Annotated in this window: 24 protein-coding genes; 6 read left to right on the forward strand and 18 right to left on the reverse strand. The window is 74.5% G+C overall.

The genetic code is table 11. From position 1 onward, the window contains the following. Nucleotides 1-10: 10 nt before the first annotated feature. The 9 genes from Q0795_RS00650 to Q0795_RS00690 all read right to left on the reverse strand — a co-directional run bounded on the left by Q0795_RS00650 (nucleotide 11) and on the right by Q0795_RS00690 (nucleotide 9,957). Nucleotides 11-781, reverse strand: coding sequence for a class F sortase (locus Q0795_RS00650; RefSeq protein ID WP_298885360.1), 771 nt, complete (start codon nucleotides 779-781; stop codon nucleotides 11-13). Nucleotide 782: 1 nt separating this feature from the next. Beyond that, nucleotides 783-1,547 carry a CHRD domain-containing protein gene (locus Q0795_RS00655; RefSeq protein WP_298885362.1) on the reverse strand — a complete coding sequence of 255 codons (765 nt, stop codon included), beginning with the start codon at nucleotides 1,545-1,547 and terminating at the stop codon, nucleotides 783-785. A gap of 129 nt (nucleotides 1,548-1,676) precedes the next feature. Continuing rightward, nucleotides 1,677-2,483, reverse strand: a complete 807-nt coding sequence (locus Q0795_RS00660) for an anti-sigma factor (protein WP_298885363.1) — start codon at nucleotides 2,481-2,483, stop codon at nucleotides 1,677-1,679. Further along, nucleotides 2,484-3,122, reverse strand: a complete 639-nt coding sequence (gene sigK / locus Q0795_RS00665; RefSeq protein ID WP_298885365.1) for an ECF RNA polymerase sigma factor SigK — start codon at nucleotides 3,120-3,122, stop codon at nucleotides 2,484-2,486. Then, nucleotides 3,092-3,517, reverse strand: coding sequence for a DUF3040 domain-containing protein (locus tag Q0795_RS00670; protein ID WP_298885367.1), 426 nt, complete (start codon nucleotides 3,515-3,517; stop codon nucleotides 3,092-3,094). The genes sigK and Q0795_RS00670 overlap by 31 nt, the downstream gene beginning before the upstream one ends. A gap of 113 nt (nucleotides 3,518-3,630) precedes the next feature. Continuing rightward, nucleotides 3,631-4,932 (reverse strand): DNA polymerase IV, encoded by a 1,302-nt coding sequence (gene dinB / locus Q0795_RS00675; RefSeq protein ID WP_366942438.1) that lies wholly within the window; start codon nucleotides 4,930-4,932, stop codon nucleotides 3,631-3,633. After that, on the reverse strand, nucleotides 4,899-8,951 hold the full coding sequence (gene dnaE, locus Q0795_RS00680) for a DNA polymerase III subunit alpha (RefSeq protein WP_298885368.1): 4,053 nt from the start codon (nucleotides 8,949-8,951) through the stop codon (nucleotides 4,899-4,901). Before dnaE ends, dinB begins: the two co-directional genes overlap by 34 nt. Nucleotides 8,952-8,959: 8 nt before the next feature. Next, on the reverse strand, nucleotides 8,960-9,403 hold the full coding sequence (locus Q0795_RS00685; protein WP_058891515.1) for an SAV_6107 family HEPN domain-containing protein: 444 nt from the start codon (nucleotides 9,401-9,403) through the stop codon (nucleotides 8,960-8,962). 152 nt (nucleotides 9,404-9,555) lie between these two features. After that, on the reverse strand, nucleotides 9,556-9,957 hold the full coding sequence (locus Q0795_RS00690; RefSeq protein WP_298885372.1) for a DUF6504 family protein: 402 nt from the start codon (nucleotides 9,955-9,957) through the stop codon (nucleotides 9,556-9,558). Between the two features lie 325 nt (nucleotides 9,958-10,282). Between Q0795_RS00690 and Q0795_RS00695 the strand changes: the two genes are divergently transcribed. Continuing rightward, on the forward strand, nucleotides 10,283-11,365 hold the full coding sequence (locus Q0795_RS00695) for a polyprenyl synthetase family protein (protein WP_298885373.1): 1,083 nt from the start codon (nucleotides 10,283-10,285) through the stop codon (nucleotides 11,363-11,365). A gap of 24 nt (nucleotides 11,366-11,389) precedes the next feature. Here Q0795_RS00695 and Q0795_RS00700 read toward each other — a convergent pair whose 3' ends face one another. Then, nucleotides 11,390-11,746 carry an Rv2175c family DNA-binding protein gene (locus Q0795_RS00700; protein ID WP_298885374.1) on the reverse strand — a complete coding sequence of 119 codons (357 nt, stop codon included), beginning with the start codon at nucleotides 11,744-11,746 and terminating at the stop codon, nucleotides 11,390-11,392. A gap of 155 nt (nucleotides 11,747-11,901) precedes the next feature. Between Q0795_RS00700 and Q0795_RS00705 the strand changes: the two genes are divergently transcribed. Further along, nucleotides 11,902-13,179 (forward strand): LysM peptidoglycan-binding domain-containing protein, encoded by a 1,278-nt coding sequence (locus tag Q0795_RS00705; RefSeq protein ID WP_298885375.1) that lies wholly within the window; start codon nucleotides 11,902-11,904, stop codon nucleotides 13,177-13,179. A 69-nt stretch (nucleotides 13,180-13,248) separates the two neighbouring features. Then, nucleotides 13,249-15,210: a Stk1 family PASTA domain-containing Ser/Thr kinase gene (gene pknB / locus Q0795_RS00710; RefSeq protein WP_298885377.1), complete on the forward strand. Its 1,962-nt coding sequence runs from the start codon at nucleotides 13,249-13,251 to the stop codon at nucleotides 15,208-15,210. A gap of 40 nt (nucleotides 15,211-15,250) precedes the next feature. On the opposite strand, the gene Q0795_RS00715 is transcribed toward pknB, so the two are convergent. The 4 genes from Q0795_RS00715 to Q0795_RS00730 are packed head-to-tail and all read right to left on the reverse strand — an operon-like array spanning nucleotide 15,251 to nucleotide 19,214. Beyond that, complete coding sequence (locus tag Q0795_RS00715; RefSeq protein WP_298885378.1) at nucleotides 15,251-15,844, reverse strand: molybdopterin-dependent oxidoreductase; 594 nt, start codon at nucleotides 15,842-15,844, stop codon at nucleotides 15,251-15,253. Further along, nucleotides 15,841-16,911, reverse strand: a complete 1,071-nt coding sequence (locus Q0795_RS00720; RefSeq protein WP_298885380.1) for a GntG family PLP-dependent aldolase — start codon at nucleotides 16,909-16,911, stop codon at nucleotides 15,841-15,843. Before Q0795_RS00720 ends, Q0795_RS00715 begins: the two co-directional genes overlap by 4 nt. Before the next feature lies 1 nt (nucleotide 16,912). Continuing rightward, nucleotides 16,913-18,280, reverse strand: a complete 1,368-nt coding sequence (locus tag Q0795_RS00725) for a class II 3-deoxy-7-phosphoheptulonate synthase (protein WP_201023248.1) — start codon at nucleotides 18,278-18,280, stop codon at nucleotides 16,913-16,915. A gap of 43 nt (nucleotides 18,281-18,323) precedes the next feature. Next, nucleotides 18,324-19,214, reverse strand: coding sequence for a 1-acyl-sn-glycerol-3-phosphate acyltransferase (locus tag Q0795_RS00730; RefSeq protein WP_298885382.1), 891 nt, complete (start codon nucleotides 19,212-19,214; stop codon nucleotides 18,324-18,326). 120 nt (nucleotides 19,215-19,334) lie between these two features. Here Q0795_RS00730 and Q0795_RS00735 point away from each other — a divergent pair, with 120 nt between their 5' ends. After that, complete coding sequence (locus tag Q0795_RS00735; protein WP_298885384.1) at nucleotides 19,335-19,817, forward strand: hypothetical protein; 483 nt, start codon at nucleotides 19,335-19,337, stop codon at nucleotides 19,815-19,817. Nucleotides 19,818-19,869: 52 nt separating this feature from the next. On the opposite strand, the gene Q0795_RS00740 is transcribed toward Q0795_RS00735, so the two are convergent. The 3 genes from Q0795_RS00740 to Q0795_RS00750 are packed head-to-tail and all read right to left on the reverse strand — an operon-like array spanning nucleotide 19,870 to nucleotide 22,582. Then, complete coding sequence (locus tag Q0795_RS00740) at nucleotides 19,870-20,556, reverse strand: endonuclease/exonuclease/phosphatase family protein (protein ID WP_298885386.1); 687 nt, start codon at nucleotides 20,554-20,556, stop codon at nucleotides 19,870-19,872. Between the two features lie 44 nt (nucleotides 20,557-20,600). Further along, nucleotides 20,601-21,629 (reverse strand): ROK family glucokinase, encoded by a 1,029-nt coding sequence (locus Q0795_RS00745; RefSeq protein ID WP_298885388.1) that lies wholly within the window; start codon nucleotides 21,627-21,629, stop codon nucleotides 20,601-20,603. Continuing rightward, nucleotides 21,626-22,582 (reverse strand): ROK family glucokinase, encoded by a 957-nt coding sequence (locus Q0795_RS00750; protein ID WP_298885392.1) that lies wholly within the window; start codon nucleotides 22,580-22,582, stop codon nucleotides 21,626-21,628. The genes Q0795_RS00745 and Q0795_RS00750 overlap by 4 nt, the downstream gene beginning before the upstream one ends. Before the next feature lie 73 nt (nucleotides 22,583-22,655). Between Q0795_RS00750 and Q0795_RS00755 the strand changes: the two genes are divergently transcribed. Continuing rightward, complete coding sequence (locus tag Q0795_RS00755; protein WP_298885394.1) at nucleotides 22,656-24,449, forward strand: long-chain fatty acid--CoA ligase; 1,794 nt, start codon at nucleotides 22,656-22,658, stop codon at nucleotides 24,447-24,449. A 26-nt stretch (nucleotides 24,450-24,475) separates the two neighbouring features. On the opposite strand, the gene Q0795_RS00760 is transcribed toward Q0795_RS00755, so the two are convergent. Continuing rightward, nucleotides 24,476-24,835 carry a hypothetical protein gene (locus tag Q0795_RS00760; protein WP_298885396.1) on the reverse strand — a complete coding sequence of 120 codons (360 nt, stop codon included), beginning with the start codon at nucleotides 24,833-24,835 and terminating at the stop codon, nucleotides 24,476-24,478. A gap of 104 nt (nucleotides 24,836-24,939) precedes the next feature. Here Q0795_RS00760 and Q0795_RS00765 point away from each other — a divergent pair, with 104 nt between their 5' ends. Beyond that, nucleotides 24,940-26,763, forward strand: coding sequence for a DEDD exonuclease domain-containing protein (locus tag Q0795_RS00765; protein WP_298885398.1), 1,824 nt, complete (start codon nucleotides 24,940-24,942; stop codon nucleotides 26,761-26,763). The last annotated feature ends 10 nt before the right edge of the window (nucleotides 26,764-26,773 follow it).

Genomic DNA, 26,773 nt, shown 5'->3' on the forward strand with positions numbered 1-26,773 from the left:
TCCGGTCGGCTCAGCCCTCGACCATGCGGGCGTAGACCACGGTGTTGTCCTCGTGGCTCTGCTCCTGCTCGTCGAACTCTCCGCCGCAGGTGATGAGCCTCAGCTCCGGGACGTCGGTGGGCCCGTAGACGTCGACGGTCGGGAACGCGTCCTTGGCGAACTGGTCCACGCGGTACACCTCGTAGGTGACCGTCTGCCCGTCCTCCCGGTCCACCTCGGCCGTGTCCCCGGGGCGCAACGCGCCGAGCTCGAAGAAGACCGACTCCACCCCGCCCGCGCCGGTGACGTGGCCCTCGATGACCGTGGGGCCCAGCTCTCCGGGCGTGGGCGAGCCGTCGTACCACGCGGCCTCGTGGTAGCGGTCCCCGCTGGGCACCTCCAGGGTGCCGTCCTCGGCCAGCCCGAGCGGGTGCAGCGGGCTGGTGACGTCGATGGAGGGGAGGCGCACCTCGACCGGCTCCGACGGCTCGAGCGCGGCGACCTCCGGTCCGGGCGGCTGCTGCGTCCCGGACCCGGTCGAGGTCGATCCCGCGCCCGGGGCGTCCGTGGTCGACGTCCCGTCGTCGGCGTCCGCCGAGGCCCCCGGGGCCTCGGCGGCCTGCTCCCGGGCGCCGGCCTCTGTCGGCTCGGCTCCCGAGGTGGCTGTGGGCGGCGAGGGGGGATCGGGTCGCTGGGTGCTGATCCCGACGACGAGCACCACCACGCCCACGACGACGGCCAGCACGGCCAGGGCCGTGAGGATGGCTCCTCGTCGGCCCTGGCCCGGCTGCTCGGTGCTCATGTCAGCTGTCGGTGCGGCGACGCTGGTTGAGGGCGACGGCACCTGCGCCCGCGGCCACCAGGAGGGCTCCGCCGGCGATCAGTCCGGAGTTCTCCATCCCGCTGGTGCTGCCGCCGCCGGTCTCGACACCGCCGCCGGGAGCGCTCATCTGGGTCTCCTGGAAGGCCCCGCAGAGGGCGGGATCGGTGGCCTCGGACGGCAGGCTGTCGTCCAGGTCGGACATCTGCTCGCCGTCGTACTCGCCGGACCCGTTGTGGTCCACCCCGTGGATGACGACGACGCCGTCACCGTGGTGCAGGCCCTCGGCCACGTCGTCGGGGACCTCGAAGGTCCGCTCGTAGGTGTAGGTGCCGTCGGCCGGGAAGTTCGACACGTCGAGCGCCGCTGCCTCGGAGGTGTCGGCGTCGTTCCCGGTCAGGGAGACCCGGACCTCGCCGTAGCTGTCGATGGCGTCGGTGGTGCGGATGGCGCCGTCGAACCCGCTGCCCTCCATCGCCGGGTCGGGGCACTCGCCGGCACCGCCGAGGTGGATGTGCTGGGCGTGCGGGGAGCCGTCCAGCAGACCCTGGACCTCGACCTTGATCCAGACCTCGTTGCCGGTGACCTTGGCCCAGGCCTCACCGCTGCCCCCGGAGTCGTTCAGCTCCTCCAGCGGGGCCATCAGCTCGACGGTCACGTCGTCGATGTCATGGGCGTTGGCCGGGGCGGCGCTCAGCGCCAGCAGCGCGGGGGCGGCCAGGGCGGCCAGGGCGGTCGTGCGCTTCATCGGTGTCGCTCCTTCGCTGTCCTGCGCCGCAGCCGGGTGCCGCGGCGCCGTGGAACACCGAGGCTTCGGACCCGCTCCGCACGCCGGATTGCGCCTGTGACCCAGGTCACGTCCTGCGCGGGGACGCGGTCAGGTGAGGGGGACGACCACGAAGGGCTCGCTGGTGGGCTGGCTGGACCCGCCCGCCGGCTCGACCGTCAGGCCGACGGCCACCGCGTCCTCGGGGGCGCCCTCGAGCAGGCTGCGCCCCTCGGAGACGGTCTGTGCCGTGAGCAGGCCCGCGGACCGGGCCGAGCCGTCCGGTCCGACGAACCATGCCTGGTAGACCTCGCCCGCCTGGGGCGCCGCGAAGTCCCCGGGCAGCTGGACCACCGCCTGCCCCGCGGCGTCGGAGACGGTCACCGCCACCGGCCCGGCCTCGGTGTCCGCGGTGTGCTCCGACGCGTCGTCGGCCTGCAGCACCTCGCGGGTGGGGTCGGGGTCCAGCGTCTGCGTGATGCCCCACACGCCGCCGGCGAGCACCACGGCCGCCGCCGCGGCGGCGAGCCAGCGTCCGACGGAGGGTGTCCGCCCGGCCTGCGCCCTCGACCCGGTCCGTCGCGATGCCAGGGGGGTCACGTCGGCCGTCCGCTGGGCGTCCTGCTCGTCCACGTCGTGCCGGGCAGGACCGGCGGCCTCCTCCGCCACCTGCTGCAGCACTCGCGAGCGCAGACCGGGAGGTGGGTCGACGGCCAGGTCGTCGCTGAGCATCCCCATGGTCTCTCGCGTCGCGGCGACCTCGTCCTGGCAGGACGGGCACCCGGCGAGGTGTGCCTCGAACTCCTGCTGCTCGTCGTCATCGAGCGCGTGGATGGCGTAGGCCAGTGCGTCCGCGTGCACGTCATCGTCGCGTTCGTCGTCGCAGACGTCGTGGTCACGCACGTCGTCCTCACTCATTCAGCTCACCTCCTCCAGCTGCCCGCGCAGTTTCTTCAGTCCGTCCCTGATTCTCGTCTTGGCGGTACCGAGCGGGATGCCGAGCCGGTGCGCGACCTCGCTCTGCGTCAGCCCGGAGAAGTACGCCAGTGCCACCGTCGTCCGGTGCGGCTCACCGATCCGGTCCAGCGCTGCGTGGACCCGCTCCGCCTCGGCCCGGTCGGTCACCGCCTCGGCGGTGACGTCGTAGGGCCTCGTCGTCTGCCGGGATTCGTAGCGGTGCAACCGATCGGATTGCGCCTGCTCCGATCTGACCCGGTCGACCGCGCGGCGGTGGGTCAGGGTCATGATCCAGCCGATGACCGAGCCGCGTGCGGGGTCGACCTCGGCGGCCTGCCGCCAGATCTGGACGAAGACGTCCTGGGTGACCTCCTCGGCGAGCGAGCGGTCGCGGACGATGCGCAGGGCGAGACCGAAGATGCGCGGGGCGGCCAGGTCGTAGAGCTCGGCCAGGGCCTGCTGGTCGCCGTCGGCGATCCGGCGGATGACCGGGAAGAGCTCGCGGCGCCCCGTGTCGGGAACGTCGACGACCCGGGCAGGACCCGGGTCGTGACCAGCGGTGTCGGGACTCAGGAACCCTGCTCCCGCCGCCGGTCCCACTGCTGCTCCATCCGCTGCATGAAGGTGCCCTGCCGGGGAGTCCGGCGGGCTCCTGCGGTCGGCTTGCGGACCGCCCCGTCCTTGCCGACGACCCCCAGCTGTCCGGTACGCGTCGCCGGCGACCGGGTCGGCGACGCCGCCCAGGCTCCGCCGAGGACCATGGCGAGGAAGCCGATCGCGCCGATCCAGATCATCGAGGACATCACGCCCACGGCCACCAGGGCGAGACCGCCCAGGGCGACGAGGACACCGAGCACCAGACGGCGCCGGTCGAGTCCGGCGGCACCTCCGGCGCTGGCGGACCGCTTGAGCTGGCTCGCGAGCCGGGGGTCCTCGGCGTAGAGGGCCTGCTCCATCTGCTCGAGCACACGCTGCTCGTGGTCTGAGAGCGGCACGTTCACCTCCGGTGGTGCGAATGGTGGGTCGGCGACCTGCGGCACGGGACCGACACCACGTTGCTGAGTTCCAGGATAAGACGTCAACGGACGGAGCACTACCCGGAGTTCCATCATGGCTGCCGGACCAGCAGACTGGCTGGTCGCACAGCCTGCAGCCCGAACCTGGCCACGGCTCGGTCCATCGCCCGCTCCGCCTCGCGCCAGCCCCTCTCCGGTTCGTCGAGCCGACCCTGCACGAGGGTCCGGTCCGCCTCGGTGATGCCCTCGACCCGGACACCCAGCATGCGGATCCGAGCCCGCTGCAGCCCCAGCGCGGCATACAGCGAGCAGGAGACCTCGTGCACCTCGCGGGTCACGTCGGTCGGGCTGGCCACGGTGCGCGAGCGGGTGATCGTGGTGAAGTCGGAGAACCGCACGGTCAGCACCACGGTGCGTCCGAGCACCCCGGCGTGCCGCATCCGGCTCGCCGTGCGCTCGGCGAGGTGCAGCAGCTGGCGGCGGACGACCTGGGGGTCGTCGACGTCCTGCGCGAAGGTCTCGGACGACCCGACGCTGCGCTCCCGTCGGTGGGCCACGACCGGGTCGTCGTCGGTGCCCCACGCCAGGGTGTGCAACCGGGTGGCGTGCTGGTCCCCCAGCGCGCGCCGCAACGTGGCCAGCGGCACGTGCGCCAGCTCGGCGACCGTGTGCAGCCCGAGCCGGTGCAGCTCGGCCTCGGTCGACTCCCCCACCCCCCACAGCGCACCCACCGGCATCGGGTGCAGGAAGGGGACGACCTCGTCCCGGGTGACCAGCCGCATGCCGTCCGGCTTGGCCGCCCGGGAGGCCATCTTGGCGACGGCCTTGGACGGGGCGCCTCCGACCGAGCAGGTGATCCCCTGTTCGTCGGCGACGGTGTCCCTGATCCAGCTGCCGATGCGCTCCGGGCCGCCCCAGCGGCGACCGGTGGCGGAGATGTCGAGGAAGGCCTCCTCCATCGAGACCGGCTCGACCAGGGGCGTGACCTCGGCGAAGATCGCCATGACCGCCTCGGAGACCCGGGCGTAGCGGTCGGGCTCGGGCCGGACCACCACGAGCGGGGGGCACCGGCGGCGCGCCGTGGCCATCGGCATGCCGGAGCGGACGCCGTAGGCCCGGGCCTCGTAGCTCGCCGACAGCACGACGCTGCGCCAACCACCCCCCACCGCCACCGGTCGACCGTGCAGGTCCGGCTGGTCCAGCAGCGAGACCGCGGCGTAGAAGGCGTCCATGTCGACGTGGAGCACCCAGCCCCGACCGGCGTCGCCGGTCGCCCGGTCCGACACCTCTCCCGCGGCCGGCGCGTCCCCCCGTGCGGAGGAGCCCGCCGAAGGGGCTGCGGGAGCCGCGACCGTGACGCTCACCATCCCGAGCTCCCGGGGCTGGAGTGCCACAGCTTGCCGCCCGGCTGCCGGGTCGCCTCGCCGGCCGGGGCGATGTCGGCGTAGGGCGACTGCACGAAACCCGAGGCGTGCACCAGCACGCGCCGCCCGGGCGGGGTGTCGGCCGAGGCCGCCTCCCGGGACACGGCCTCGGCCTCCTGCGCCAGCAGCGTCGCCTGCTGCACGGACCGCTCCATGAGCGCGTGGGCGGCCGGCGGACCGCCGTGCTCCCAGGCCTGCGCCACCTCCCCCAGCTCCCAGGCGGCGGTGGCCCTGATCGACACCCCCCTGGGCCCGGTGCGGCGCACGACGCCGCGCACCAGGAGCAGCCAGGAGTGGAACACCGTGGTGGCGAACGGGCCCTGGACGTCCTCGAAGAACGTCGCGTCGGCCGGTCCGCTGCCGTCGTCCAGGGTGAGGAAGACGACACGCCTCCCGGACCGCACCGGGGGGGTCTGGGTGGCGACCTTGGCACCGGCGACCAGTACCTCGGCACCGCCCCGGTAGGAGAGCAGGTCGCGCGCCCGGGTCACCCCCAGCTCGGCCAGCATCGGACCGAAACTCTCCACCACGTGGCTGCTGACATCCAGGCCGAGCACCTCCAGCTCGGCCCGGAGCTGCTCGGACGGGCTCATCTCCGGAAGCCCGCTGCCGACGAGCGGTGCGGGGTCGTCGCCGAGCTCGAGGGTCAGCTGGGTCGGTGCGGCGCCACCGGCCTCGTGCCACGGGCGTCGGCCCACCGCCTGGCTCTGCGCCCGGGCGGCGACCTCTCCCGCCTCGACCACCGGCGCCGGGCGTCGGCGTCCGGCGCGGGAGGTCCCCTGCGCCCCACCCGTATGCCGGGACCACCGCTCGAGGTCGCGGACGTGGAGCATCAGGTCGCGGCGAGTCAGGCTCGTGCGCGGGGTGCCGTCGGCACCTGCGGTGGCGCGGCGTCCCGCACCGCGGGTCCGAGGACTGCACCGGCCGACCCGGTGCAGCTCGTCCAGCCCCCCGGCCAGCACCAGCCGCTCGGCCGTGGGGCGGCTGGGACGGGCCCGGTGCCACAGGTCGGACAAGGAGTCGTAGGGCTGTCCCGCGACGATCCTGCCGACCTCGTCCTCGGTGATGCCCTTGACGTCCGACAAGGACAGCCTGATGCCGTAACCCGCGGCACGCCGCTCGACCTCGGCCATGACCGCGTCGACCCGGTCCGGTGGACGGCGCAGCGTGCCCCGTGCCCCACCGGTCGCTGACCCGTCACGCGAGGGCTCCCCACCCCAGGCGGCCCCTCCGGCCGGCGACGTGGGTGTCGTCACGCGCTCGACCCGGTAGGTCGCGCCCGAGGCGTTGACGTCGAGCCCGAGCACGTGGACCCCCATGCTCCTGGCCTCGTCCAGGATGAGCCGCTTGGGGTACATCCCCGGGTCGTGGGTCAGGACACCGGAGAGGAAGGCGGCCGTGTGGTGCGTCTTGAGCCAGGCGGACTGGTAGGTCGGGAGGGCGAAGGCGGCCGCGTGCGCCTTGCAGAAGCCGAACGAGGCGAAGGCGGCCAGGACCGCCCAGATCCGGTCCACGTCCTCGGCGCGGTAGCCCCGGTCCGCCGCCGCGGCGCACCACCACACCTTCACCTCCTCCTGCCCGGCCGGGCTGCCCATCGCCCGGCGCACCTCGTCGGCCTGGGCCAACGACACCCCCGTCGTCTCCGCGACGATCTGCAGCACCTGCTCGTGGAAGACCACGACCCCGCAGGTCTGCTCGAGGTAGGGGACCAGGCTGGGGTGGAGGTACTCCGGCTCTCCCCAGCCCTGGCGGGCGTGGAGGAAGGGTCGGATCATGTCGGACTTCACCGGGCCGGGCCGGAAGAGGGAGATGTCGATGATGATGTCGGAGAACGTCTCCGGGGCGAACTTGCCCACCAGCTCGCGCTGACCCGGTGACTCGATCTGGAAGCATCCGAGGGTGCGGGTGGACTGGACCAGGGCGAAGGTGTCCGGGTCGTCGAGCGGCACCTGGGCCCGGTCGTCCAGGTCGAGGCGGGTCCCGTCCACCCGCGCGACCTCGTCGACGGCGTGCGCCATCGCCGACTGCATCCGGATCCCCAGCACGTCCAGCTTGAGCAGGCCCAGCTCCTCCACGTCGTCCTTGTCGAACTGGCTCATGGGGAACCCCAGCCAGCTCGCCTCGACCGGCGTCCGGTCGAGCAGCCCGGTGTCGGACAGCACCACCCCGCACGGGTGCATCGCGAGGTGCCGCGGCAACCCGTCGAGCGCCTCCACCAGCTCCATGAGGACCCGCATCCGGGGGGCGTCCAGACCCTGGCGCCGCAGCTCGGGAAGGTCCCGGATCGCCGCCCGGGCGTCGCGTGCCCGGATGTGGGGGAAGGCCTTGGCGATCACGTCGATCTCGCCGGGGGGAAGGCCCAGCGTCGCCGCGACGTCGCGCACGGCGTGCCGGACCCGGTAGGTCTCGGTCATCGACACGCAGGTCACCCGTTCGGACCCGAAGCGCTCGAGGATGCGCTCGTAGATCTCGGTACGCCGGGCCGACTCGACGTCGATGTCGATGTCCGGAAGCTGGGCCCGCAGGGGGGAGCAGAACCGCTCCATGAGCAGGCCGTGCTCCATCGGGTCCACACCGCTGATGCCGAGCAGGTAGGCCACCAGGCTTCCGGCCCCGGAACCGCGCGCCGCGACGCGCACCCCCTGCTCCCGGATCAGGTCGCAGACCTGGGCGACGGTGAGGAAGTAGGTCGGGTAGCCCAGCCCGGCGATCACCCCCAGCTCCTGCTCGAGCCGGTCGCGGATGTCCTGCTCGGCCAGCCTCCCCGCACCGGGGTAACGACCACCGACGGCCTGGGTGCAGCGCTCGGTGAGGACCTGGTGCGCCTGCCCCACCCCCCGCACACCGAGCACCTCGGGCTCCGGCAGGTGCACCCCCCCGATCCCGAGGTCGGAGCGGGCGTCCTGGTGGCAGTCGGCGGCCAGCTGCAGGGTGTCCCGCACGAGCTCCTCGGCCCGGGCGCCGGGACCCGCGGCGCGCTCCAGCTGACGGGCCAGCCTGTGCATGACGGCCGTCCCCGCGAGGTGGCCGGCACTGCTCACCCGGTCGAGGTGGCGCTCGTCGAGCGCGACCCGTCGTCGGGCGGCGTCGAGCACGTCCACGACCCGCGCCTGCTCGGGGTGGGCGTGCCGGACGGCCGCGGTGAGCACGGCGGGCACCCCGACCTCCCGCGCCAGCATCCACGCCGACGTCGCGTGGGCGAGGCTCCCCGGCGTGCCCTCAGGCCCCCCGTGGCAGACCACCTCGACCCGGACCGCCCCGGCCGGGAGCAGGCTCGTCCATCCCTGGAGCAGCCGTCGGGCCAGGTCGTGCCGCCGGGCCAGCAGCGCCCTCCCGACGTCGGAGTCCGGCCCCAGCAGCAGGACGACCGGGCAGGCCCCGTCGGTCCCGGCCGCCGCCCGGGCGATGAGCTCGGGGGTGACCCTCGGCACCGAGCGCTCGCCGGACAGATGGGTGTGCGTCACCAGCCGGCACAACCTGGCCCAGCCCACCCCCGCCTCGGCACCGCCGCGCTGACCGCGCGCCAGCAGCACCACCCGGGGCTGCTGGTCGTCGACGAGCGAGCCCCCCTTGACCGGGGTCCGCGGACCACGCCGGGCGGGTCGGACGTCCAGACCTTCCCCCCAGCCCCGGCCGGGCGCCACCCGGTCCTGCGTCCACGGAGCCGTCGGGCGTAGGCCGGTGACGAACGGGGTGGGTGCGGGAGCGGTGGCGCTCCGTCCGGTGCCCGGCGCCGAGGGCGACCCCGCCAGGGCGAGGTCGACCCCCAGCACGGGGGCGACCCCCGCCTCGGTGCAGGCCCGGACGAAGCGGATCGCGCCGTAGAGACCGTCGCGGTCGGTCAGGGCCAGCGCGGACTGGCCGAGCTCGGCCGCACGGCGTACCAGGTCGACCGGGTGGGAGGCGCCGTAGCGCATGGAGGCGCTGGACGCGACGTGCAGGTGGACGAAGTCGTCACCTCCCGTCGCCGTCGCCGGTGCCGTCGACACGGCCGGTCTCACCCGTGGCCCAACGGCGTCAGCTCGGAGTGCAGCGAGGTCTCGCACGGCAGGTGGAGCGAGGCCCGCACCAGCTCGAGGAAGCGCTCCCCCGCCCGCACCATGTCGTCGGCCTCCCGGGTCGTCACCGCCGCGCTGGCCGCACCCCGCTCCAGCGCTACCCGGCGGCGCCCGGACGCGGCGAAGAACGCGGCCCACTCGGTCAGCTCCGGAGCGACGGGGGGAAGCATCTCCCAGACGCTGCGGGGGCGGCCGCGCCGGCCGGGCGCAGGCGTCGTGCGGGCGGCCAGCAACGCGGCCCCGGCACGCAGCGCGGACAGGTGGGCCTGGGTGTAGCGCTCCGCCGCCGTCCCGCTGTGGCAGGCCTGCAGCAGCACCCCGCGCGAGCGCTCCAGCAGATCCAGCACGGCGCCTGCGCTGGCCCCGGTCTCGATGGTCGTCATCCTGTCGTGTCCTCTCGTGGTGCTCGTGGTGCTCGTGGTGCTCGTGGTGCTCGTGGTGCTCGTGGTGCTTGTGGCCCGTCGCGGTCCTGCTCCTGGTTCTTCACCGCGCGGCGGCCCGCCCCCGCGCGGTGCCGCGGTCAGTCGTGCCGCGGTCAGTCGGCGATCCGCTCCAGCCACCACCGCTCCCCCTGGACGAGGTCGTAGACACCCGTCCCTGCCGAGCGGCCCGCGCCGGCCTCGACCCGCCAGACGACCCGCTCCAGCTGCTCACCCGGACCGTCGCCGAGGCCGGGCCGCTCGGGGTCGGCGGCGGGGTGGCCGTCCCGGTCCTCCGTCCGCCACCACGCCACCCGCAGGCTCCACTGCCCCAGCACCGCCCGGACGAGATGGAGCCGCCCGCGCCACAGGAACACGGCAGGAACCTGGGGGTCGAGGTCCTCCGGTGCCTCCCGGTCGTCGGCCACACCGGCCGGCAGCGCCGTCTCGATCCGTACGCCGTGCTCCTGCGCCCTGCCCAGCCTGACCTCGACCGGCTCGTGGTAGCTCCTGCTCATGGCCGGCACCTCCTCCGTGCGTGTGGTCGTACGAGGACGACCGTCATATCGAACTTGTGTTCGATCGTGGTGATGGAACAAATGTACGACCCACCACCGACGGACTCAACCCCCTTCCACCTCGCGACCGACCCCGGCGCCCCTGTGGACAACTTCTGCGCGGCCGGCGGACCGCGCACGACCATGAGAGCGGGGCCCGGGCCGCAGGAGGGGGCGGCCCGGGCCGCCCCCTGCAGCGGATAGGCTCGGAGTCGGCCCGCGCAGCCGGGACGCACCCCCTCCCGGCGCCCGCCGAGAGACCCGTCGAGGGACGAGAGGATCCGTGATGCAGGCCCTGGACCGCGTGGACCTGCGCCCCCGCGTGCAGCAGGCTCTGGACGAGCAGCTCGAGCGGCAGCGCGCCGTCCTCGACGAGCTGGGACCCCCGATGGCCCCGCTGCTGGAGGCGATCGCCGAGCTGCTGAGCGGTGGCAAGCGCCTGCGCGCCACCTTCTTCTACTGGGGCTGGCGCGCCCTCGGCGGGCCGGACGACCCGGCGGCCGTGCGGGCCGCGAGCGCCATGGAGATCTTCCAGGCCGCGGCCCTCCTGCACGACGACGTCATGGACCACAGCGACCTCCGGCGTGGGCACCCGACCGCCCACCGCCGTTTCGCGAGGTACCACCGGGAGCACCGGTGGTCCGGGGACCCGGACTCCTTCGGCCACGCCGCCGCGATCCTGGCCGGCGACCTGTGCCTCAACTGGACGGACGAGGTCTTCACCACCAGCGGGCTCCCGCAGGACGCCCTGCACCGGGCGCGGCCCGAGTTCGACCGCATGCGCACCCAGCTCATGGGTGGCCAGTTCCTCGACATGCTGGAGGGCGCCCGCGGCTGGCGCGACCTCGACCTCGAGCAACGCCTGGAGCGGTGCCTCACGGTGATCCGCTACAAGAGCGCGCGCTACTCCGTCCAGCAGCCGCTGCTCATCGGCGCGGACGCCGCCCAGGTCGACGAGCAGACCCGGCGGTCCCTCGGTCGCTACGGCGCCGCCCTCGGGGAGGCCTTCCAGCTGCGTGACGACGTCCTGGGCGTCTTCGGCGACCCCGAGCAGACCGGGAAGCCGGCCGGCGACGACCTGCGGGAGGGCAAGCACACGGTGCTCGTGGCCCACGCGCTCGCCCTGACCGACCCCGTCGGGGCGCAGCTCGTCGAGGGTGCGCTGGGCGACCCGGACCTCGACGAGGATGCCGTGGACCGGGTGCGGGAGGTCCTCGTGGGCTCCGGCGCCCTGGAGCGCACCGAGCAGATGGTCGACCAGGGCGCGGAGCGCGCCCTGGAGGAGATCAGCGGCGCACCGGACCTGACCCCGGAGGGACGGGAGGCGCTGACCGAGCTCGTGGCGGTCTGCACCCAGCGCTCCACCTGAGCCGGCCGGACCCCCTCGGCGACGTCAGAACGCCTGCTCCTGCGCGCGGCGGCGCACCTCCGTCTTCGCCCCGGCGTGCAGGGAGGCCAGCGCGCTGCCGCCCGACAGCGAGTCGTCCGGCGCGTGCAGCCAGGAGACGATCTCCTCATCGCTCAGGCCCCCGTCGGCGAGCACGGTGATGGTGCCGCGCAGGGCCGGGAGGGGGCCGTCGTCGACGAAGAAGCCGGCCGGGACCATGAGCACCGCACCGGGGCCGCGTCGCAGCCCGACGACATCACGCTCCTGCACCCAGCGCCGGGCCTGCTGGAGGCTGACGCCGGTGCGCTCCATCACCTCGGGGATGGTCCACCACTCAGAAATTACATCGCTGTCACTTACCACATCTTCTAGTCAATCACATGGCACGACACGCCGAAAGGGTGGCGGTGGCACGATTCGCAAGGTACTGTCCCTCATGCCTCACGGGTCACCTTGTCCCCCTACGTCCCGGGAGCGTCCCACATACCTTGCTTCACAGCCGTCACTGGAGGAACGACGTGAGCCCCCTCTTCGCCGCCCTGCCCCCGGGCGACCTGCCGTCCCTGGCCTACGTCGCGCCCACCGGGGTGCACGCCACCGCACCGCTGGAGACGATGGTGCGCACCCAGAAGGACACCACGCACACCGTCGCCCCCGGTGACACCGTCTACGACCTCGCCGCACGCTACGACGTCGGCGCACGGGCCATCGTCCGCGCCAACGACCTGCCCGACGGCGGCCGGTGGATCATGCCCGGCACCACGCTGCGGATCCCCTCCGGCGCAGGGGCGGCCCCGTCCGCTCCGGCGCCCGCTCCCACCTCCTCCCCGGCGCCCGCGAAGAAGGCCGCGTCACCGGGCACCGTCACGGTGCGGCCGGGCGACACCCTGTCCCACCTCGCGGTGCGTCACGGCGTGAGCATCAAGGACCTGGTCGCGGTCAACTCCATCGCCAACAGCAGGCTCATCTACCCCGGCCAGGTCCTGCGCCTGCCTGGCGAGCAGCGTCCCTCCGGCAGTGCCTCCAGCAGTGCCTCGGCACCCGCCGCGAAGGCTCCGAAGGCCGCGACGTCCGGGGCCCGCAGCGTGACGGTGCGGGCCGGTGACACCCTCACCGGGATCGCCGCACGGCACGGCGTCACCGTCGCCGACATCGCGCAGGCCAACAGCCTGAACGACACCCGGCTCATCTACCCGGGCCAGCAGCTGCGTCTCGGCGGGTCCAGCGAGGCCGCCCGCGTCGGCACCACCCCACCGAAAGCCCTGGACCGTCCCTACGACGAGTCGACCATCGGGGACCACCGGGCCGGCGAGAAGGTGCCGGACACCTTCCTGCACTACCGCTACAGCGACGGCATCGCCCGGTCCGCCGCCGCCAACCGGGACTACCTCGCCGAGGTCGACGTCCCCAGCCGGTCGGCGGTGCGCGACCTCATCGTCCGGACCAGCGATCGGCACGGGGTCGACCCCACCCTCATGCTGGCGATGTCCTACCAGGAGTCGGGCTGGAACCACCGGGCCGTCTCCCCCGCCAACGCGATCGGCGCCATGCAGGTCATCCCGAGCTCGGGACAGTGGGCCTCAGGCCTGGTCGGGCGCGAGCTCAACCTGCTGGACCCCGAGGACAACGTCACCGCCGGCGTGGTCATCATGCGCACCCTGCTGCGCTCGGCCGACAGCACCGACGAGGCCATCGGGGGCTACTACCAGGGCCTGGCCAGCGTCCGCCAGCACGGTCTGTTCGCCGACACCCGGCAGTACGTCCGCAACATCAAGCACTTCCAGCGGACCCTCTGAGCCCGGCCGCGGGCATACCGACGGCGCACGTCCCACGGTCGGAGCGCCGCGCTCCGTAGACTCGTGGGCGTGACCGCCCCGACCTCCACCCTCCTCGACCGCGTCATCGACGGTCGCTACCAGGTGGAGGGCGAGCTCGCCCGGGGCGGGATGGCGACGGTCTACCGCGCTCGTGACCGGCGCCTCGACCGTCCCATCGCGCTCAAGGTCATGCGCCCCGAGCTCGCCGAGGACGACGCCTTCGTGCGGCGCTTCGTCGCCGAGGCCCGGGCCGCGGCTCGACTGTCCCACCCGCACGTCGTCGGGGTCTACGACCAGGGCGAGGACGGGGAGGTCGTCTTCCTGGCGATGGAGCTCGTGGAGGGCCCCACGCTGCGCGACGTCATCACCGCCCACGCGCCGATGTCCACCCGCCGGGCCATGGCCCTGCTGCTCCCCGTCGCCGAGGCCCTGGCCGAGGCGCACCGGCGCGGTCTGGTGCACCGCGACATCAAGCCGGAGAACGTCCTGCTCGCTGGTGGGCGCGAGAGCGGGGTCAAGGTCGCCGACTTCGGGCTCGCCCGGGCGGTCTCCGCCGCGGGCCGGCAGCCGAGCTCGGAGCTGCTGTGGGGGACGGCCGCCTACCTCGCCCCCGAGCAGGTCGAGCAGGACGCCGTCGACGCCCGGACCGACGTGTATGCCGTCGGACTGCTGCTCTTCGAGCTGCTCACCGGCCGCAAGGCGTTCCCCGGCGGCGACCCGTTGCGGGTCGCCTACGAGCACGTCCACGGCAGCATCCCCTCCCCGCGCGAGCTCGCCGGGAGCGTCCCGGCACCGGTCGACGCCCTGGTGCGCCGGGCGGCCGCGACCGACCGCGCCGCTCGGCCGCGCGACGCCGCCGACCTCCTGGCGCAGATGCGGGAGTGCCTGCGCGAGCTCGACGACGCCCAGCTGGACGCCGCACCCGGCCCCCTCGCGCCGGCCTCCGGCGATGCCTCCCACGCGGACCTCACGCAGGTCGTGGCGGGGGTCGGCGACTCCACCCGGCACCTGCCGCTCGTCCCGCCGGACCCCACCGAGGGGCACTACGCCCGGACCACCGGCAACCGACCGCCGCGTCCCACCACGCCGACCCGCGCACCGGCGCAGCCGCGTCCCTCCCGCCGCCGCGGCGGGGTCGTGCTGTCGTTGCTCCTGGTCGCGCTGCTCGGCGGGGCCGGATACGCCGCGTGGTGGCTGCTGGACGGCCCCGGGGTCCACTCCCCCATGCCCGCCGTCGTGGACCTGCCCGAGGGGGAGGCCCGCGCCGTGCTCGACGCCGAGCAGCTCGACCCCGTCATCAGTTACGCCTACTCCGAGCAGGTCCCCTCCGGGGTCGTCATCTCCGCCGAGCAGCAGGCCGGTCAGCAGCTGCGCCACGGCACCGACGTGCCGGTGGTCGTCTCCCAGGGGCCGGAGCGGTATGCCGTGCCGCCGCTGGCCGGGCTGAGCGTCGAGTCGGCGCAGGAGGCGCTCAGCGGCGCGAACCTCGCGCTCGGGGAGCAGACCCGCCAGCACGACGAGAGCGAGCCGGAGGGACGCATCCTCAGCAGCACCCCGGCGACCGGCGAACCGCTGCCTCCCGGGGGCGAGGTCGCGGTCGTCGTCAGTGACGGGCCCGCCCCGGTGTCCGTGCCGCAGGTCGCCGGGCGCACCGAGCAGGAAGCCACGGCAGCGCTGGTCGAGGCCGGACTGACCGTGACCGTGGCCCCGGAGCGGGTCTTCGACGAGGAGGTGCCCGAGGGGTCGGTGGTGAGCCAGGCCCCCACCTCGGGCACGGTCGAGCGCGGCAGCACCGTCACCGTCGTGGTGTCGAAGGGTCCTGAGCTGGTCAGCGTCCCGCAGGTCGTGGGGCGCCAGTTCACCGAGGCGGAGGAGGAGCTCGTCGAGCTGGGGCTGGTCGTGGAGCGCGACAACGTCCGGGGCGGCTTCTTCGGGACGGTCCGCGAGCAGTCCGTCGAACCCGGCGAGCAGGTGCCCCGGGGCACCGTGGTCGTGCTCGCCGTCGTCTGACGCCCTCGGGCCGGTGGCGGTCCGCGGACCGACCCGACGGTCAGCCCTGGTGCGCCCAGCGTTCCTCGCGGTCCACCCGGGCCCGGGGGTGGTATCCGTGCGACTCCCACCACCCCTGCTGCGGCTGCCGGTGGTAGGTCACCTCGACGAGCCACTTCGGGCCCTTGAAGCCGTAGAGGTGCGGCAGCACCGCCCGGGCGGGCCAGCCGTGCTCGGCGGTGAGCGGGTCCCCGTGCACGCTGTGCGCGACGAGGGCGTCGGGGTGGTGCAGGTCCTCGAGGAGGACCCCGGCGGCATACCCCCGGGCGGCGGCGAGCAGGACGTGACCGGCGTCCGGGTGCGGCGGGGCCAGGGCGAGGACGTCGCGCATCCGCACCCCGCCCCACCGCAGGTCCGGGACGCTGTGCCGGTCGACGCAGTGCAGGCTCGCCGACACCTCGACGAACGGCAGCCCGGCCAGGTCGTCCCACGTCAGCACGGTCACCCCGCCGTCGGCGGTGTCGCCGGCGATCCGCAGGGTCCAGGCCTCGGGGTCCAGGCGCGGCACCCGGCCGTAGTGCGAGGGCCGCCAGGTCCGCGTCGCCCGCTGCCCGGGGGGCAGCGGGCTGCCTGGCTCGCCCCCGGCGTCGGTCACGGAGCGACGCCGCCCCGGTCCAGCAGCTCGAGCAGGACGCCCTCGGCATGCTGGGTCATCGGGTCGTCGACGTCGAGGTGCCAGACGTAGCGCGCGTGCCGGGCGTCCGTGGGATAGCCGAGCACCCCGCGCTCCCCGGCGGCAGCGACGAAGTCGGCGGCGGCCCACCCGGCCGCCCCCACGTCGAGCACGAGGATGTTGGTGTGCACCTGCTCCGGGTCGACGACGTCGGGAACGGCACCGCCCAGCGCCCGGGCCACGGCCGCGGTGCGGCGGTGGTCCTCGGCCAGCCGGTCGAGCTGGTGGTCCAGGGCGTAGCGTCCGGCCGCGGCCAGGAGGCCGACCTGGCGCATGCCGCCCCCCATCCGCTTGCGCAGGATCCGCGCCTGCGCGATGCGGTCCGCCGACGCGACGAGCACCGAGCCGACCGGCGCGCCGAGCCCCTTGGACAGGCATACCGAGACCGTGTCGGCGCAGGCGCCGTAGTCCGCGAGGGCCACCCCGGTGGCCACGTGGGCGTTCCAGAGGCGGGCCCCGTCGAGGTGCACCCCGACCCCGGCCGCCCGGGTCCCTTCCCGCAGGCGGCGCAGGTCCTCCAGCGGCTGCACCGTGCCCCCGCCGAAGTTGTGGGTGTTCTCGACGACGACGCACGCGGTGCTCACCTGGTAGGCGCCCCCGTCGGGCACCATGACCGCGAGCGCGGTGTCGACGTCCAGCCGCCCCCGGTCGGCGACCCAGCTGCGCGTCGTGATGCCCGAGAACGCCGCCGCGGCTCCGAGCTCGGCCCGCAGGACGTGGGCGAGGTGGTCGCTGATGACCTCCGACCCGGGGCCGGCGTGCAGGCGCAGCCCGATCTGGTTGGCCATCGACCCGGTCGGCATGAAGAGCGCCGCCTCATGCCCCAGCAGCGTGGCCACCTGCTCCTCCAGGGCGGCGACGGTCGGGTCCTCGGCGTAGACGTCGTCCCCGACCTCGGCCTCGACCATGGCCGCCCGCATCCCCGTCGTGGGCCGGGTCAGCGTGTCCGAGCGCAGGTCGGCGGTCTGGCCGACGGCGGACCCACCCATCTCAGCGGCCGCCCCGCTCCAGCATCTCGGCGACGAGGAAGGCCAGCTCCAGGCTCTGCTGGTGGTTGAGCCGGGGGTCGCACAGGGTCTCGTAGCGCAGCCCGAGGTCATCGAGGTCGACCGGGGTGGTGCCGCCGACGCACTCGGTGACGTCGTTGCCGGTCAGCTCCACGTGGATGCCACCGGGGTGGGTGCCCGCTTCCGCGTGCGCGGCGAAGAACCCGCGCACCTCGTCCACGACGTCCTCGAAGCGGCGGGTCTTGAAGCCGCTGGGCGAGGTGAAGGTGTTGCCGTGCATCGGGTCGCACACCCACGCCACCCGTCGGGCGTCCTCGCCGAGGGAGGTGAGCAGCGACGGGAGCACGTCCCGGATCGTCCCGGCACCCATGCGGGTGATGAAGGTGAGGCGTCCCGGGGTGCGCTCGGGGTCGATCCGGTCCATGAGGGCGAGCACGGTGTCGCGGTCGGCGGTCGGGCCGAGCTTGACCGCGACCGGATTCTGGATCCGGGAGACGAAGTCGATGTGCGCGCCGTCCAGGTCACGGGTGCGCTCGCCCACCCACACGAGGTGGCTGGAGGTGTCGTAGAGCAGCCCGGTGCGGTGGTCGCGGCGCACCATGGGTCGCTCGTAGTCGAGGACCAGCGCCTCGTGCGCGGAGTAGAACTCGACCCGGCGCATCTCCTCGGCGTCGGCGACGCCCGAGGCCTCGAGGAAGCGGACCGCCCGGTCGATCTGCCCGGCCATGACCTCGTACCGCGCCTGCGCGGGCCCGGTGAGGAAGCCCTTGTTCCAGGCGTGCACGCTGCGCAGGTCGGCGAAGCCGCCGCTGGTGAACCCGCGCACGAGGTTGAGGGTGGCCGAGCTCGCGTGGTAGCAGCGCAGCAGCCGCTCGGGGTCGGGGCGCCGCGCCTGCGGCGTGAACTCGAAGCCGTTGACCATGTCCCCGCGGTAGGCCGGCAGGGTGACGCCGTCGCGCGTCTCGGTGTCCGAGCTGCGCGGCTTGGCGAACTGCCCGGCCATCCGCCCGACCTTGACGATCGGCGTCCCCGCGCCGTAGGTGAGGACGACGGCCATCTGCAGGATCGTCTTGATGCGGTCCCTGATGTTGGGCCCGGTCACGTCGGCCAGCGTCTCGGCGCAGTCGCCGCCCTGCAGCGTGAAGGCCCGCCCGGCGGCGACGTCGGCCATCCGCGAGCGCAGCTGGTCGCACTCCCCGGCGAAGACGAGCGGCGGATAGGTCCCGAGCACGGACAGGGTCTGGGCGAGGGCCGCGGGGTCGTGCCAGGTCGGCTGCTGACGCGCGGGCAGGTCGGGCCAGTCGATGTCGGGGCCCCCGGAGGTGGCCAGGCCGGTCAGGTCGGTGCTCACCGCTCCATGGTAGGAGACGGCGGGTGGTGGTTCTGACGCCGCGTCATGCCTCGGGGGCGTCCTCGTGCTCGGTATGCCGCCGCGCCCGTCGCTCGGCGAGGCTCTCCTTCGCCTTCCCGGTGGCCCCGGCGATGTCCTCACGGGCCTGGCCCAGGCCCTCCCGGGCCTTCTCGCCCGCGTGCTCCAGGCCCTCCCTGGCCCGTTCCGTGGCCTGCTCCAGGCCGACCCGGGCCTGCTCGACCCCGGACCGGGCGCGGGCGGCGAGCCGCTCCTTGACGCTGGCGGCGTACTCGTCGACGTAGACCTGGCCGGAGAGCCGCTGCAGCTCGGCCATGACCTCGTCGGTGATCTGCCGCAGCACCGCGTGGTCCTCGCTGCGCCCGGCGTGCTCGGGCCAGGAGAGCGGGCGCCCGACGCGCACCCCCACCTGGACCACGTTGGGGATCTTCTGCCCCGTCGGCTGCGCCTTGTCGGTGTCGATCATGGCGCACGGGATGATCGGGACGCCGGCCTCGAGCGCGAGCCTGGCCATGCCGGTCTTGCCACGGTAGAGCCGGCCGTCGGGGCTGCGGGTGCCCTCGGGGTAGATGCCGAACAGCTCGCCGCGGCGCAGCACGTGCAGGCCCTGCTCCAACGCGGCCATGGACGCCGAGCCCCCGGAGCGGTCGATCGGGATCTGGCCGGTGGAGGTGAAGAACAGGCGGGTGAGCCAGCCCTTCACGCCGGTGCCGGTGAAGTACTCCATCTTGGCGGGGAAGGTGATCCGGCGGTCCACGAGGAGCGGGAGGAAGATCGAGTCGGAGAACGACAGGTGGTTGCTCGCCAGGATCGCCGCCCCCGTCTCGGGGAGGTGATGCCTGCCCTCGATCCAGGGTCGGAAGACAGCCTTCAACGGCGGGCCGACCACCAGGTGCTTGAGGATCCAGTAGATCATCGGGGTCCTCCTTCGGCCGTGTCGTCCGCCGCGCCGCGGGCGCCGGTCTGCGCGCTGACTCTACCCCCGGGAGGCCCGCGCCGTGTCGGACCGACCCGGGCACCGTGCGAGACTGGTGCGGTGAGCCACCGCAGCCCCGAGGACGGCCCCGCCGACCCTGACGTGGACCGGGTCTTCCGCGAGATCGTGGCGGGCCTGCGCGGTGAGGCCGACGCCCAGCACCGGGGGGCGGTCAACCCGCCCTGGCCCTCCGCCCCGGACCCCGAGCCGACGTCCGGGCGCCCCACTCACCTCGGCCCGCGGACCCCGGAGGGCATGGCGACCGACCACCGGTCCTACGAGCCACCGGAGATGGAGGACGACGAGCACTTCGTCCCCCCGCCGCCGGAGCCCCTGCCGGCCGGTGACCTGCACTTCTGGGGCATCGTCGTCGGTCTGGTCGTCGGCCCGCTGCTCGTGGTGCTCGCGGCGGTCGTGCCCCTGCTGCACCCCGTCTTCGCGGGCGTGGGGGCGCTCCTGGCCATCGGGGGGTTCGTCCTGCTGGTGCTGCGCCAGCCGCGGCGCCGGCCGCCCTTCGACGGGGACGACGGCGCCCGGGTCTGAGCCGCGCCGGACGCCGCAGCTCGCGCCCGACTGACCCGTGTCGGGGCCCTCCTCAGACCTCGAGATCCACCCAGACCGGCAGGTGGTCGCTGGCCTCACGCACCGGCATACCCTCCAGCAGGGCGGGGTCCCCGGGCTGGGCATCCCGGTGGCCCCGGGCGAACACCGCGTCGATGTGGCGGTGCGGCTGGTGGGCGGGGAACGTCGGCCGGTCGGCGCTGACCTCCTGCAGCCCGTCGGCCAGCATCCGCCACGCCGCCCCGTCGCGCTCCTCGTTGAGGTCGCCGCCCAGCACGAGGGGGACGTCCTCGGAGCCGGCCCGCGACGCGGCGAGCTCGGCCAGGACCGTGCCGGTGTGCTGCTCCCGCTGCTCGGCCCGCAGGGACAGGTGGACGGACACGACGTCCAGCTGCGGCCCCTCCGGCAGCCGGACCCGGGTCGTGGTGTAGCTGCGCGGGTTCTCCCGCAGCCCGACGCGCAGCCGGCGGTCCACCGAGTCGGCCGCGGTCACCCGCAGGGACGTCATGAGGCCGGTGCCGCTGAGCAGCCTGGTGCGGCCGGACCAGAGCAGGTCGCAGCTGCGGGCGAAGGAGCTGATGGCGTACTCCGAGCCCGGGTGACGGGGCAGCTCCTGCAGCAGCAGGACGTCGGGGCGGATCGCGCGGACGACGGCGGCGGCCGCGTCCGCGCTGTCCTTGAGTCCGCGCAGGTTGTAGCTGGCGACACGCAGGGAGGGCATGAGCTCATCCTCCCCCACCCCACCGGAGGACCCGGTATGCGGGGTCACCGGTCCCCCGCCCGGCGCGGGAAGGACGCCCGGTCGCGGCGGCGGGCCAGGTCGGCCGCCCCGACGACACCGGCCCGCTGCCCCAGCCGTGCCGCCAGGACGGGTGGGACCGGCCGGTGGCCGCGGCCGACGAGGCTGCCGGCGAGGGTCTCGCGCGCCGGGTCGAGCAGGAGGTCACCGGCCCCGCTGACGCCACCCCCGACGACGACGGTGCCCGGGTCGAGGGAGCCCACGACACCGGCCAGACCCGTCCCCAGCCACCGCCCGACCTCGGCCAGGATCGTCCGGCTCGTGGGGTCCCCGTCGCGCGCGGCCCGCCAGACGTGCTCCCCGGTGATCCCGGACGGTCCCCCACCCGGACAGGCGTCCCGCAGCCCCGCGGCGGCCGGACCTCCGACCCGCAGCGCCTCCTGGGCCAGCCGGGCGAGCGCCCGGCCCGAGGCGTACTGCTCCCAGCACCCCTGGTTGCCGCACTCGCACGGCAGCCCCCCGGGGACCAGCTGCTGGTGCCCGAACTCCCCGGCCAGCCCGTGGCGCCCGCGCTGCAGCCGGCCGTGGGTGAGGATGGCACCGCCGATGCCGGTCCCCAGGGTCAGCACGACCAGGTGGCTCTCCCCCTGACCGGCCCCGAACCGGTGCTCGGCCCAGGCCGCGGCGTGCGCGTCGTTGTCGAGCACCACCGGGCGCCCGAGCCGTGCTGCCAGGGTGTCCCGCAGCGGCTCGTCCCGCCAGGACAGGTGCGGCGCGAAGACCACGCGGCCCCGGTCGGCGTCCACGAAGCCGGCCGCCCCCACCCCGACCGGCACGCGGGCGCGGACCCCGGGCGGCACCTGCTGCAGGAGCTCCTGCACCACCTCGACGACGAGGCCCTCCACGACGGCGACCGCGGCCGTGCGCGCGGGGGTCCGGCGGTAGGCCTCGGACGTCACCCGGCCCTGCGCGTCGACCAGGCCTGCCTTGACGTGGGTCCCCCCGACGTCGACACCGACGGCCGGGAGCGCGGGGGCCTCGGCCGGGTCGCTCACACCCGGCGCGAGGCGAGGTCTGCCGCCCCGATCATCCCTGCCTCGTTGCCGAGCTCGGCCAGCACCACCGGGGTGATGTCGCGATGTCCCCGTCCGGTGAGGTGGCGGGCGAAGGCGCGCCGGGCCGGCTGCAGGAGGAGGTCGCCGGCCGCCGAGACCCCACCGCCGATGACGAGCAGCCCGGGGTCGAGGATGGCGGCGAGGGACGCCAGGCCCTCCCCGGCCCAGCGACCGACGTCCTCGAGGAGCTCCTGGGCCGCCGGGTCCCCGCCCTGGGCCACCTGGGTCACCATGACCCCGGTGAGGGCGGCCGGGTCACCCCCGCAGGCGTCCGACAACGCGCCGGCGTGCGGGCTGCCGCCGGCCACCAGGTCGCGCGCCTCCCGCACCAGGGCGCTGCCGGAGGCATACACCTCCCAGCAGCCCTTGTTGCCGCACCCGCACCGGTGGCCGTCCGGGACCATCCGCATGTGGCCCACCTCGGCCGCCATCCCGTGCGTGCCCCTGACGAGCTCACCGTCCACGACGATGCCCCCGCCGACGCCGGTACCCAGGGTGATGAGCACCATCTCCTCGGCGTCGCGGGCGGCGCCGAAGCGGAACTCTCCCCAGGCGGCCGCGTTGGCGTCGTTCTCCAGCACGACCGGCAGGCCGGTGGCCTGCTCCAGCCGCTCCCGCAGCGGCTCGTCGCGCCAGGCGAGGTTGGGGGCGAAGACGACGAGGTCACCGGAGCGGTCGATGAAGCCGGCGCACGCCACCCCGACCGCCTCGATCGGGCGGTCCGGGCCCAGCTGCTCCGCCAGCTCGCGCAGCAGGTCGGCGACGGCGGTCACGATGTCGTCCGGCGCCTGCGCCGGGGTCTCGCGCAGCGCCTGCTCCAGGATGGTGCCGTCCTGGACCGCGCTGGCCGCGATCTTGGTGCCTCCGATGTCCACGCCGACGCAGGTCCTCACCCGTTCACCTTATCGGGCGAGGGTAGGGTGAGCCCGCCCGAGTGAAGCCGATCCGTGAAGGGGAGCTGCTGTCGTGTCCGAGGTGTCCGTCCCTCCCCTGGCGACCGGGTCCGGGACCGGAAACCTCGTGGACTACCTGCTCGGGTGGGCGCACCGGGAGCCGTCCCGCGTCCTGGCCTCGACCCGGGACGGGGACACCTGGCACGACGTCACCGCGATCGAGCTGCAGCGGCGGGTCGACCGCCTGGCCAAGGGCTTCCTCGCCGCCGGCATCCGCCCGGGTGACCGGGTGGCGCTGATGAGCAGGACGCGCCTGGAGTGGACCGTGACCGACCTGGCGCTGTGGAGCGCCGGAGCGGTGCCGGTGCCCGTCTACGAGACCAGCTCCGCCGACCAGGTGAGGTGGATCTGCCAGGACTCAGGAGCGGTCGCCATCATCGTCGAGGACGCCGCGATGCGAGCCGTCGTCACCCGCTGCCGCGACGACCTGCCAGAGCTGCGCGACGTGTGGCAGATCGAGTCGGGGTCGCTGGAGGAGCTGGCCGCAGCAGGGCTCGAGGTCGCGGACGCCGAGCTGGAGGCCCGCCGCACCAGCGTCGACCGCGGAGATCTCGCCACGATCATCTACACCTCCGGGACGACCGGGGCGCCCCGGGGCTGCGAGCTGACCCACGGCAACTTCATCGCCCTGGCCGACAACGCCTGCGAACGGCTCAGCATCGTCGTCGAGGCCCCGGGCGCCGCGAACCTCCTCTTCCTCCCGCTGGCGCACGTCTTCGCCCGGTTCATCCAGGTGGTCTGCCTGCGGGCGGGCGTGCGCCTGGGGCACAGCCCGGACGCCCGCACCCTGCTGGAGGACCTGGCCGGCTTCGGCCCGACCTTCGTGCTGGCGGTGCCGCGGGTCTTCGAGAAGATCTACGCCGCCGCCGAGCAGCGGGCGCAGGCCTCGGGGCGGGCCGCTGTCTTCCGGTGGGCGGCCCGGGTCGCCGAGACCCACAGCCGGGCGGTGGACACCGGGTCGGTCGGACCCGGCCTGCGGCTGCAGCACGCCGTCGCCGACCGCCTGGTCCTGAGCCGCCTGCGCGCCTCGCTGGGCGGCCGGGTGCGCTATGCCATCTCCGGCGGGGCCGCGTTGGGGGCACGGCTCGGGCACGTCTTCCGGGGCGCGGGCATCGTCGTGCTCGAGGGGTACGGCCTGACCGAGACCACGGCACCCGCCACCGTCAACACCCCCGACCAGCTGCGCATCGGGACCGTCGGGCGGCCCCTGCCCGGGGTCGCGGTGCGGGTCGACGACAGCGGCGAGATCCTCGTCCAGGGCGTGGGGGTGTTCCGCGGCTACCGCCACGACCCGGCGGGCACCGAGGCGGTCCTGCGGGAAGGGTGGCTGCGGACCGGGGACCTGGGCGAGCTGGACGCCGACGGGTTCCTGCGCATCACCGGCCGCAGCAAGGAGGTCATCGTCACCGCCGGTGGCAAGAACGTCGTCCCTGGCCCCTGGGAGGACCGGCTGCGGAGTCATCCGCTCGTCTCGCACTGCATGGTCGTCGGGGAGGCCCGGCCCTTCGTCGCGGCGCTGGTGACGCTGGACGCCGACCTGCTGCCCGACTGGCTGGAGCACCGGGGCCTCGGCGGGCTGCCGCCCGAGGAGGTCGTCGCGCATCCCCTCCTGCGGCAGGAGATCCAGGCCGCGGTGGACGGGGCCAACGCCACGGTCAGCCGCGCCGAGTCGATCCGCGCCTTCACCGTGCTGGCCGAGGACTTCACCGTCGAGGCCGGGACGCTCACCCCGTCGCTGAAGCTGCGCCGACACGTCGTGGCCGCGTCGCACGCCGAGCAGATCGAGGCGATCTACCGCCCACGATGACGTCGGCCCGGACGACCGCCCCGACCTCAGCCCGCCGCCGCGCGCCGGGACGGGCTGAGGGCGGCCCGGGCGTCGCGCGCCTCGGCGGGCGTGACCAGCCCGGCCCGGACGAAGGCACCGACGGCGGCCAGCTCGTCCGTGTCCAGTCGTGCGGTCCCGTGCTGCTGGACCGGCTCGTCCCCGCCCGGTGGCTCCTGCGCCGCCGGGTCGGCACCGGGGGCCGACCCGGGGGCTGACGCAGGCGCCGGGTCGTCGAGCCAGAGACGGCCGAGGACCGGCACGAAGCAGTCCCCGCAGTGGCGGCCGCGGACCGGGCACGTCTGGCAGTCGATGAGCGTGACCGCCTGGTCGTGCGGGGGCGGTGGTGTGGTCGGGTACGGGTTCACAGGGTCCACCTCCTTCATGCCGACGACGCTAGGGGCGGGCACCGACATACCCCGTGGCGACGTCCTCCCCCGGTCTGTCGGTGGCCCCACCTAGCCTCGGCGGTATGCAGACGCTGGACACGGGGCGTGGCCCCTCGGGCCGCTCCTCCGACCCGGGAGGCCCAGGGACCTACACGCAGGAGACCTTCGGCGACCTCGGCACCCCGCTGTCGGAGGTCACCTTCGTGGTGGTCGACCTCGAGACCACCGGCGGATCGCCCTCGGGGTCGCAGATCACCGAGGTGGGTGCCGTCAAGGTGCGGGGCGGGCAGGTCCTCGGGGAGTTCCAGACCCTCGTGCGCCCCGCCACGCCCATCCCGGGGTTCATCACGGTCCTGACCGGCATCACCAACGCCATGGTGGTGCAGGCCCCGCCCATCTCGGTCGTCCTCCCCCAGTTCCTGGAGTTCGCCCGGGGCAGCGTCCTGGTGGCGCACAACGCCGGCTTCGACGTCTCCTTCCTCAAGGCCGCCGCCACCGAGACCGGGCACCCGTGGCCCTCCTTCCCCGTGCTCGACACCGTCCGCCTGGCCCGCCAGCTCGTGCACAAGGACGAGGCCCCCAACCACAAGCTGGCCAGCCTGGCCCGGTTGTTCGGGTCCGCCACCACGCCCGACCACCGGGCGCTGCACGACGCCCGGGCCACCGTCGACGTCCTGCACGGGTTGGTCGAGCGGGTGGGCAACCTCGGGGTGCACACCCTGGAGGAGCTGCAGTCCTACAGCTCGCGGGTCAGCCCGGCACAACGGCGCAAGCGCGTGCTGGCGGAGGCCATGCCGTCGGCCCCCGGCGTCTACGTCTTCCGCGACCGCGCCGGCGTGCCGCTCTACGTCGGCACCGCCAGCGACCTGCGGCGCCGCACGCTCAGCTACTTCACGGCCTCGGAGGGCCGACGACGGATGACGGAGATGGTGGGACTCACCGACTCCCTGACCCCCATCGTGTGCGCCACCGCCCTGGAGGCCTCGGTCCGCGAGCTGCGGCTCATCGCCGAGCACAAGCCGCGCTACAACCGTCGGTCACGGCACCCGGAGAAGGCCGTGTGGGTGCGCTTGACCGACGAGCCGTTCCCCCGGTTGTCCGTCGTCCGCTCGGTCCGGGACGACCGCGCGCAGTATGCCGGGCCGTTCGGCTCGCGCCGGACCGCCGAGGCTGCCGTCACGGCGCTGCACGAGGTCGTCCCCCTGCGGCAGTGCACCCGCCGCCTCTCCGAGCGCTCTCCCGGCTCGAGCGCCTGCGTGCTGCTGGAGATCGGCCGGTGCGGGGGGCCGTGCGTCGGGGCGCAGAGCAGGGACGACTACGCGCAGGTGGTCCAGCAGGCGGCACGGGCGCTGGTCGGCAGCACGACCGACGTCGTGGCCGCCCTGCGGGCGCGGCTGGACGAGCTGGCCAGGCAGGAACGCTTCGAGGAGGCTCGCACGCTGCGGGACCGGATGATGGCCCTGGTGCGGGCCGCGGCGCGGGGCCAGCGGCTCAGACCCCTGTCACGCTCCTCCGAGGTGGTCGCCGCCCGACGGCGCGAGGAGGGAGGCTGGGAGCTGGTCTGCGTCCGCTACGGACGACTCGCCGGCGCCTCCCTGAGCCCGCGTGGCGCGGACCCCATGCCCTACGTCGAGGCACTACGCGAGACCGCGGAGGTGGTCTCCCGGCCCGAGGGCTCGGACGCGCCCGCGGCGCTGGCGGAGGAGACCGAGCTGGTGCTGCGCTGGCTCGAGGCCCCGGGTGTGCGGCTGGTCGACCTCGAGGGCGAGTGGACCTGCCCCGTGGGGGGTGCAGGCGCGAGCCGCGCCCTGCTCGAGCCCGGTGCGGCGTCCTGGTCGACCACCGAGCCCGCTGCGGGGCGCGAGGCGCGACCGTTCGACCGACCGGTCGGCGCACTCCCCGGCTGAGCGGTCGGCC

The sequence above is a fragment of the uncultured Serinicoccus sp. genome (genome assembly GCF_947487915.1).
Lineage (GTDB): Bacteria > Actinomycetota > Actinomycetes > Actinomycetales > Dermatophilaceae > Ornithinicoccus.

Coding starts and splice junctions, on each gene's coding strand:
- Q0795_RS00650 (WP_298885360.1), bottom strand. CDS start 781: ATGAGCACCGAGCAGCCGGGCCAGGGCCGACGAGGAGCCATCCTCACG.
- Q0795_RS00690 (WP_298885372.1), bottom strand. CDS start 9,957: ATGAGCAGGAGCTACCACGAGCCGGTCGAGGTCAGGCTGGGCAGGGCG.
- Q0795_RS00765 (WP_298885398.1), top strand. CDS start 24,940: ATGCAGACGCTGGACACGGGGCGTGGCCCCTCGGGCCGCTCCTCCGAC.
- Q0795_RS00730 (WP_298885382.1), bottom strand. CDS start 19,214: ATGATCTACTGGATCCTCAAGCACCTGGTGGTCGGCCCGCCGTTGAAG.
- Q0795_RS00660 (WP_298885363.1), bottom strand. CDS start 2,483: ATGAGTGAGGACGACGTGCGTGACCACGACGTCTGCGACGACGAACGC.
- Q0795_RS00740 (WP_298885386.1), bottom strand. CDS start 20,556: ATGCCCTCCCTGCGTGTCGCCAGCTACAACCTGCGCGGACTCAAGGAC.
- Q0795_RS00720 (WP_298885380.1), bottom strand. CDS start 16,911: ATGGGTGGGTCCGCCGTCGGCCAGACCGCCGACCTGCGCTCGGACACG.
- Q0795_RS00655 (WP_298885362.1), bottom strand. CDS start 1,547: ATGAAGCGCACGACCGCCCTGGCCGCCCTGGCCGCCCCCGCGCTGCTG.
- Q0795_RS00695 (WP_298885373.1), top strand. CDS start 10,283: ATGCAGGCCCTGGACCGCGTGGACCTGCGCCCCCGCGTGCAGCAGGCT.
- Q0795_RS00685 (WP_058891515.1), bottom strand. CDS start 9,403: ATGACGACCATCGAGACCGGGGCCAGCGCAGGCGCCGTGCTGGATCTG.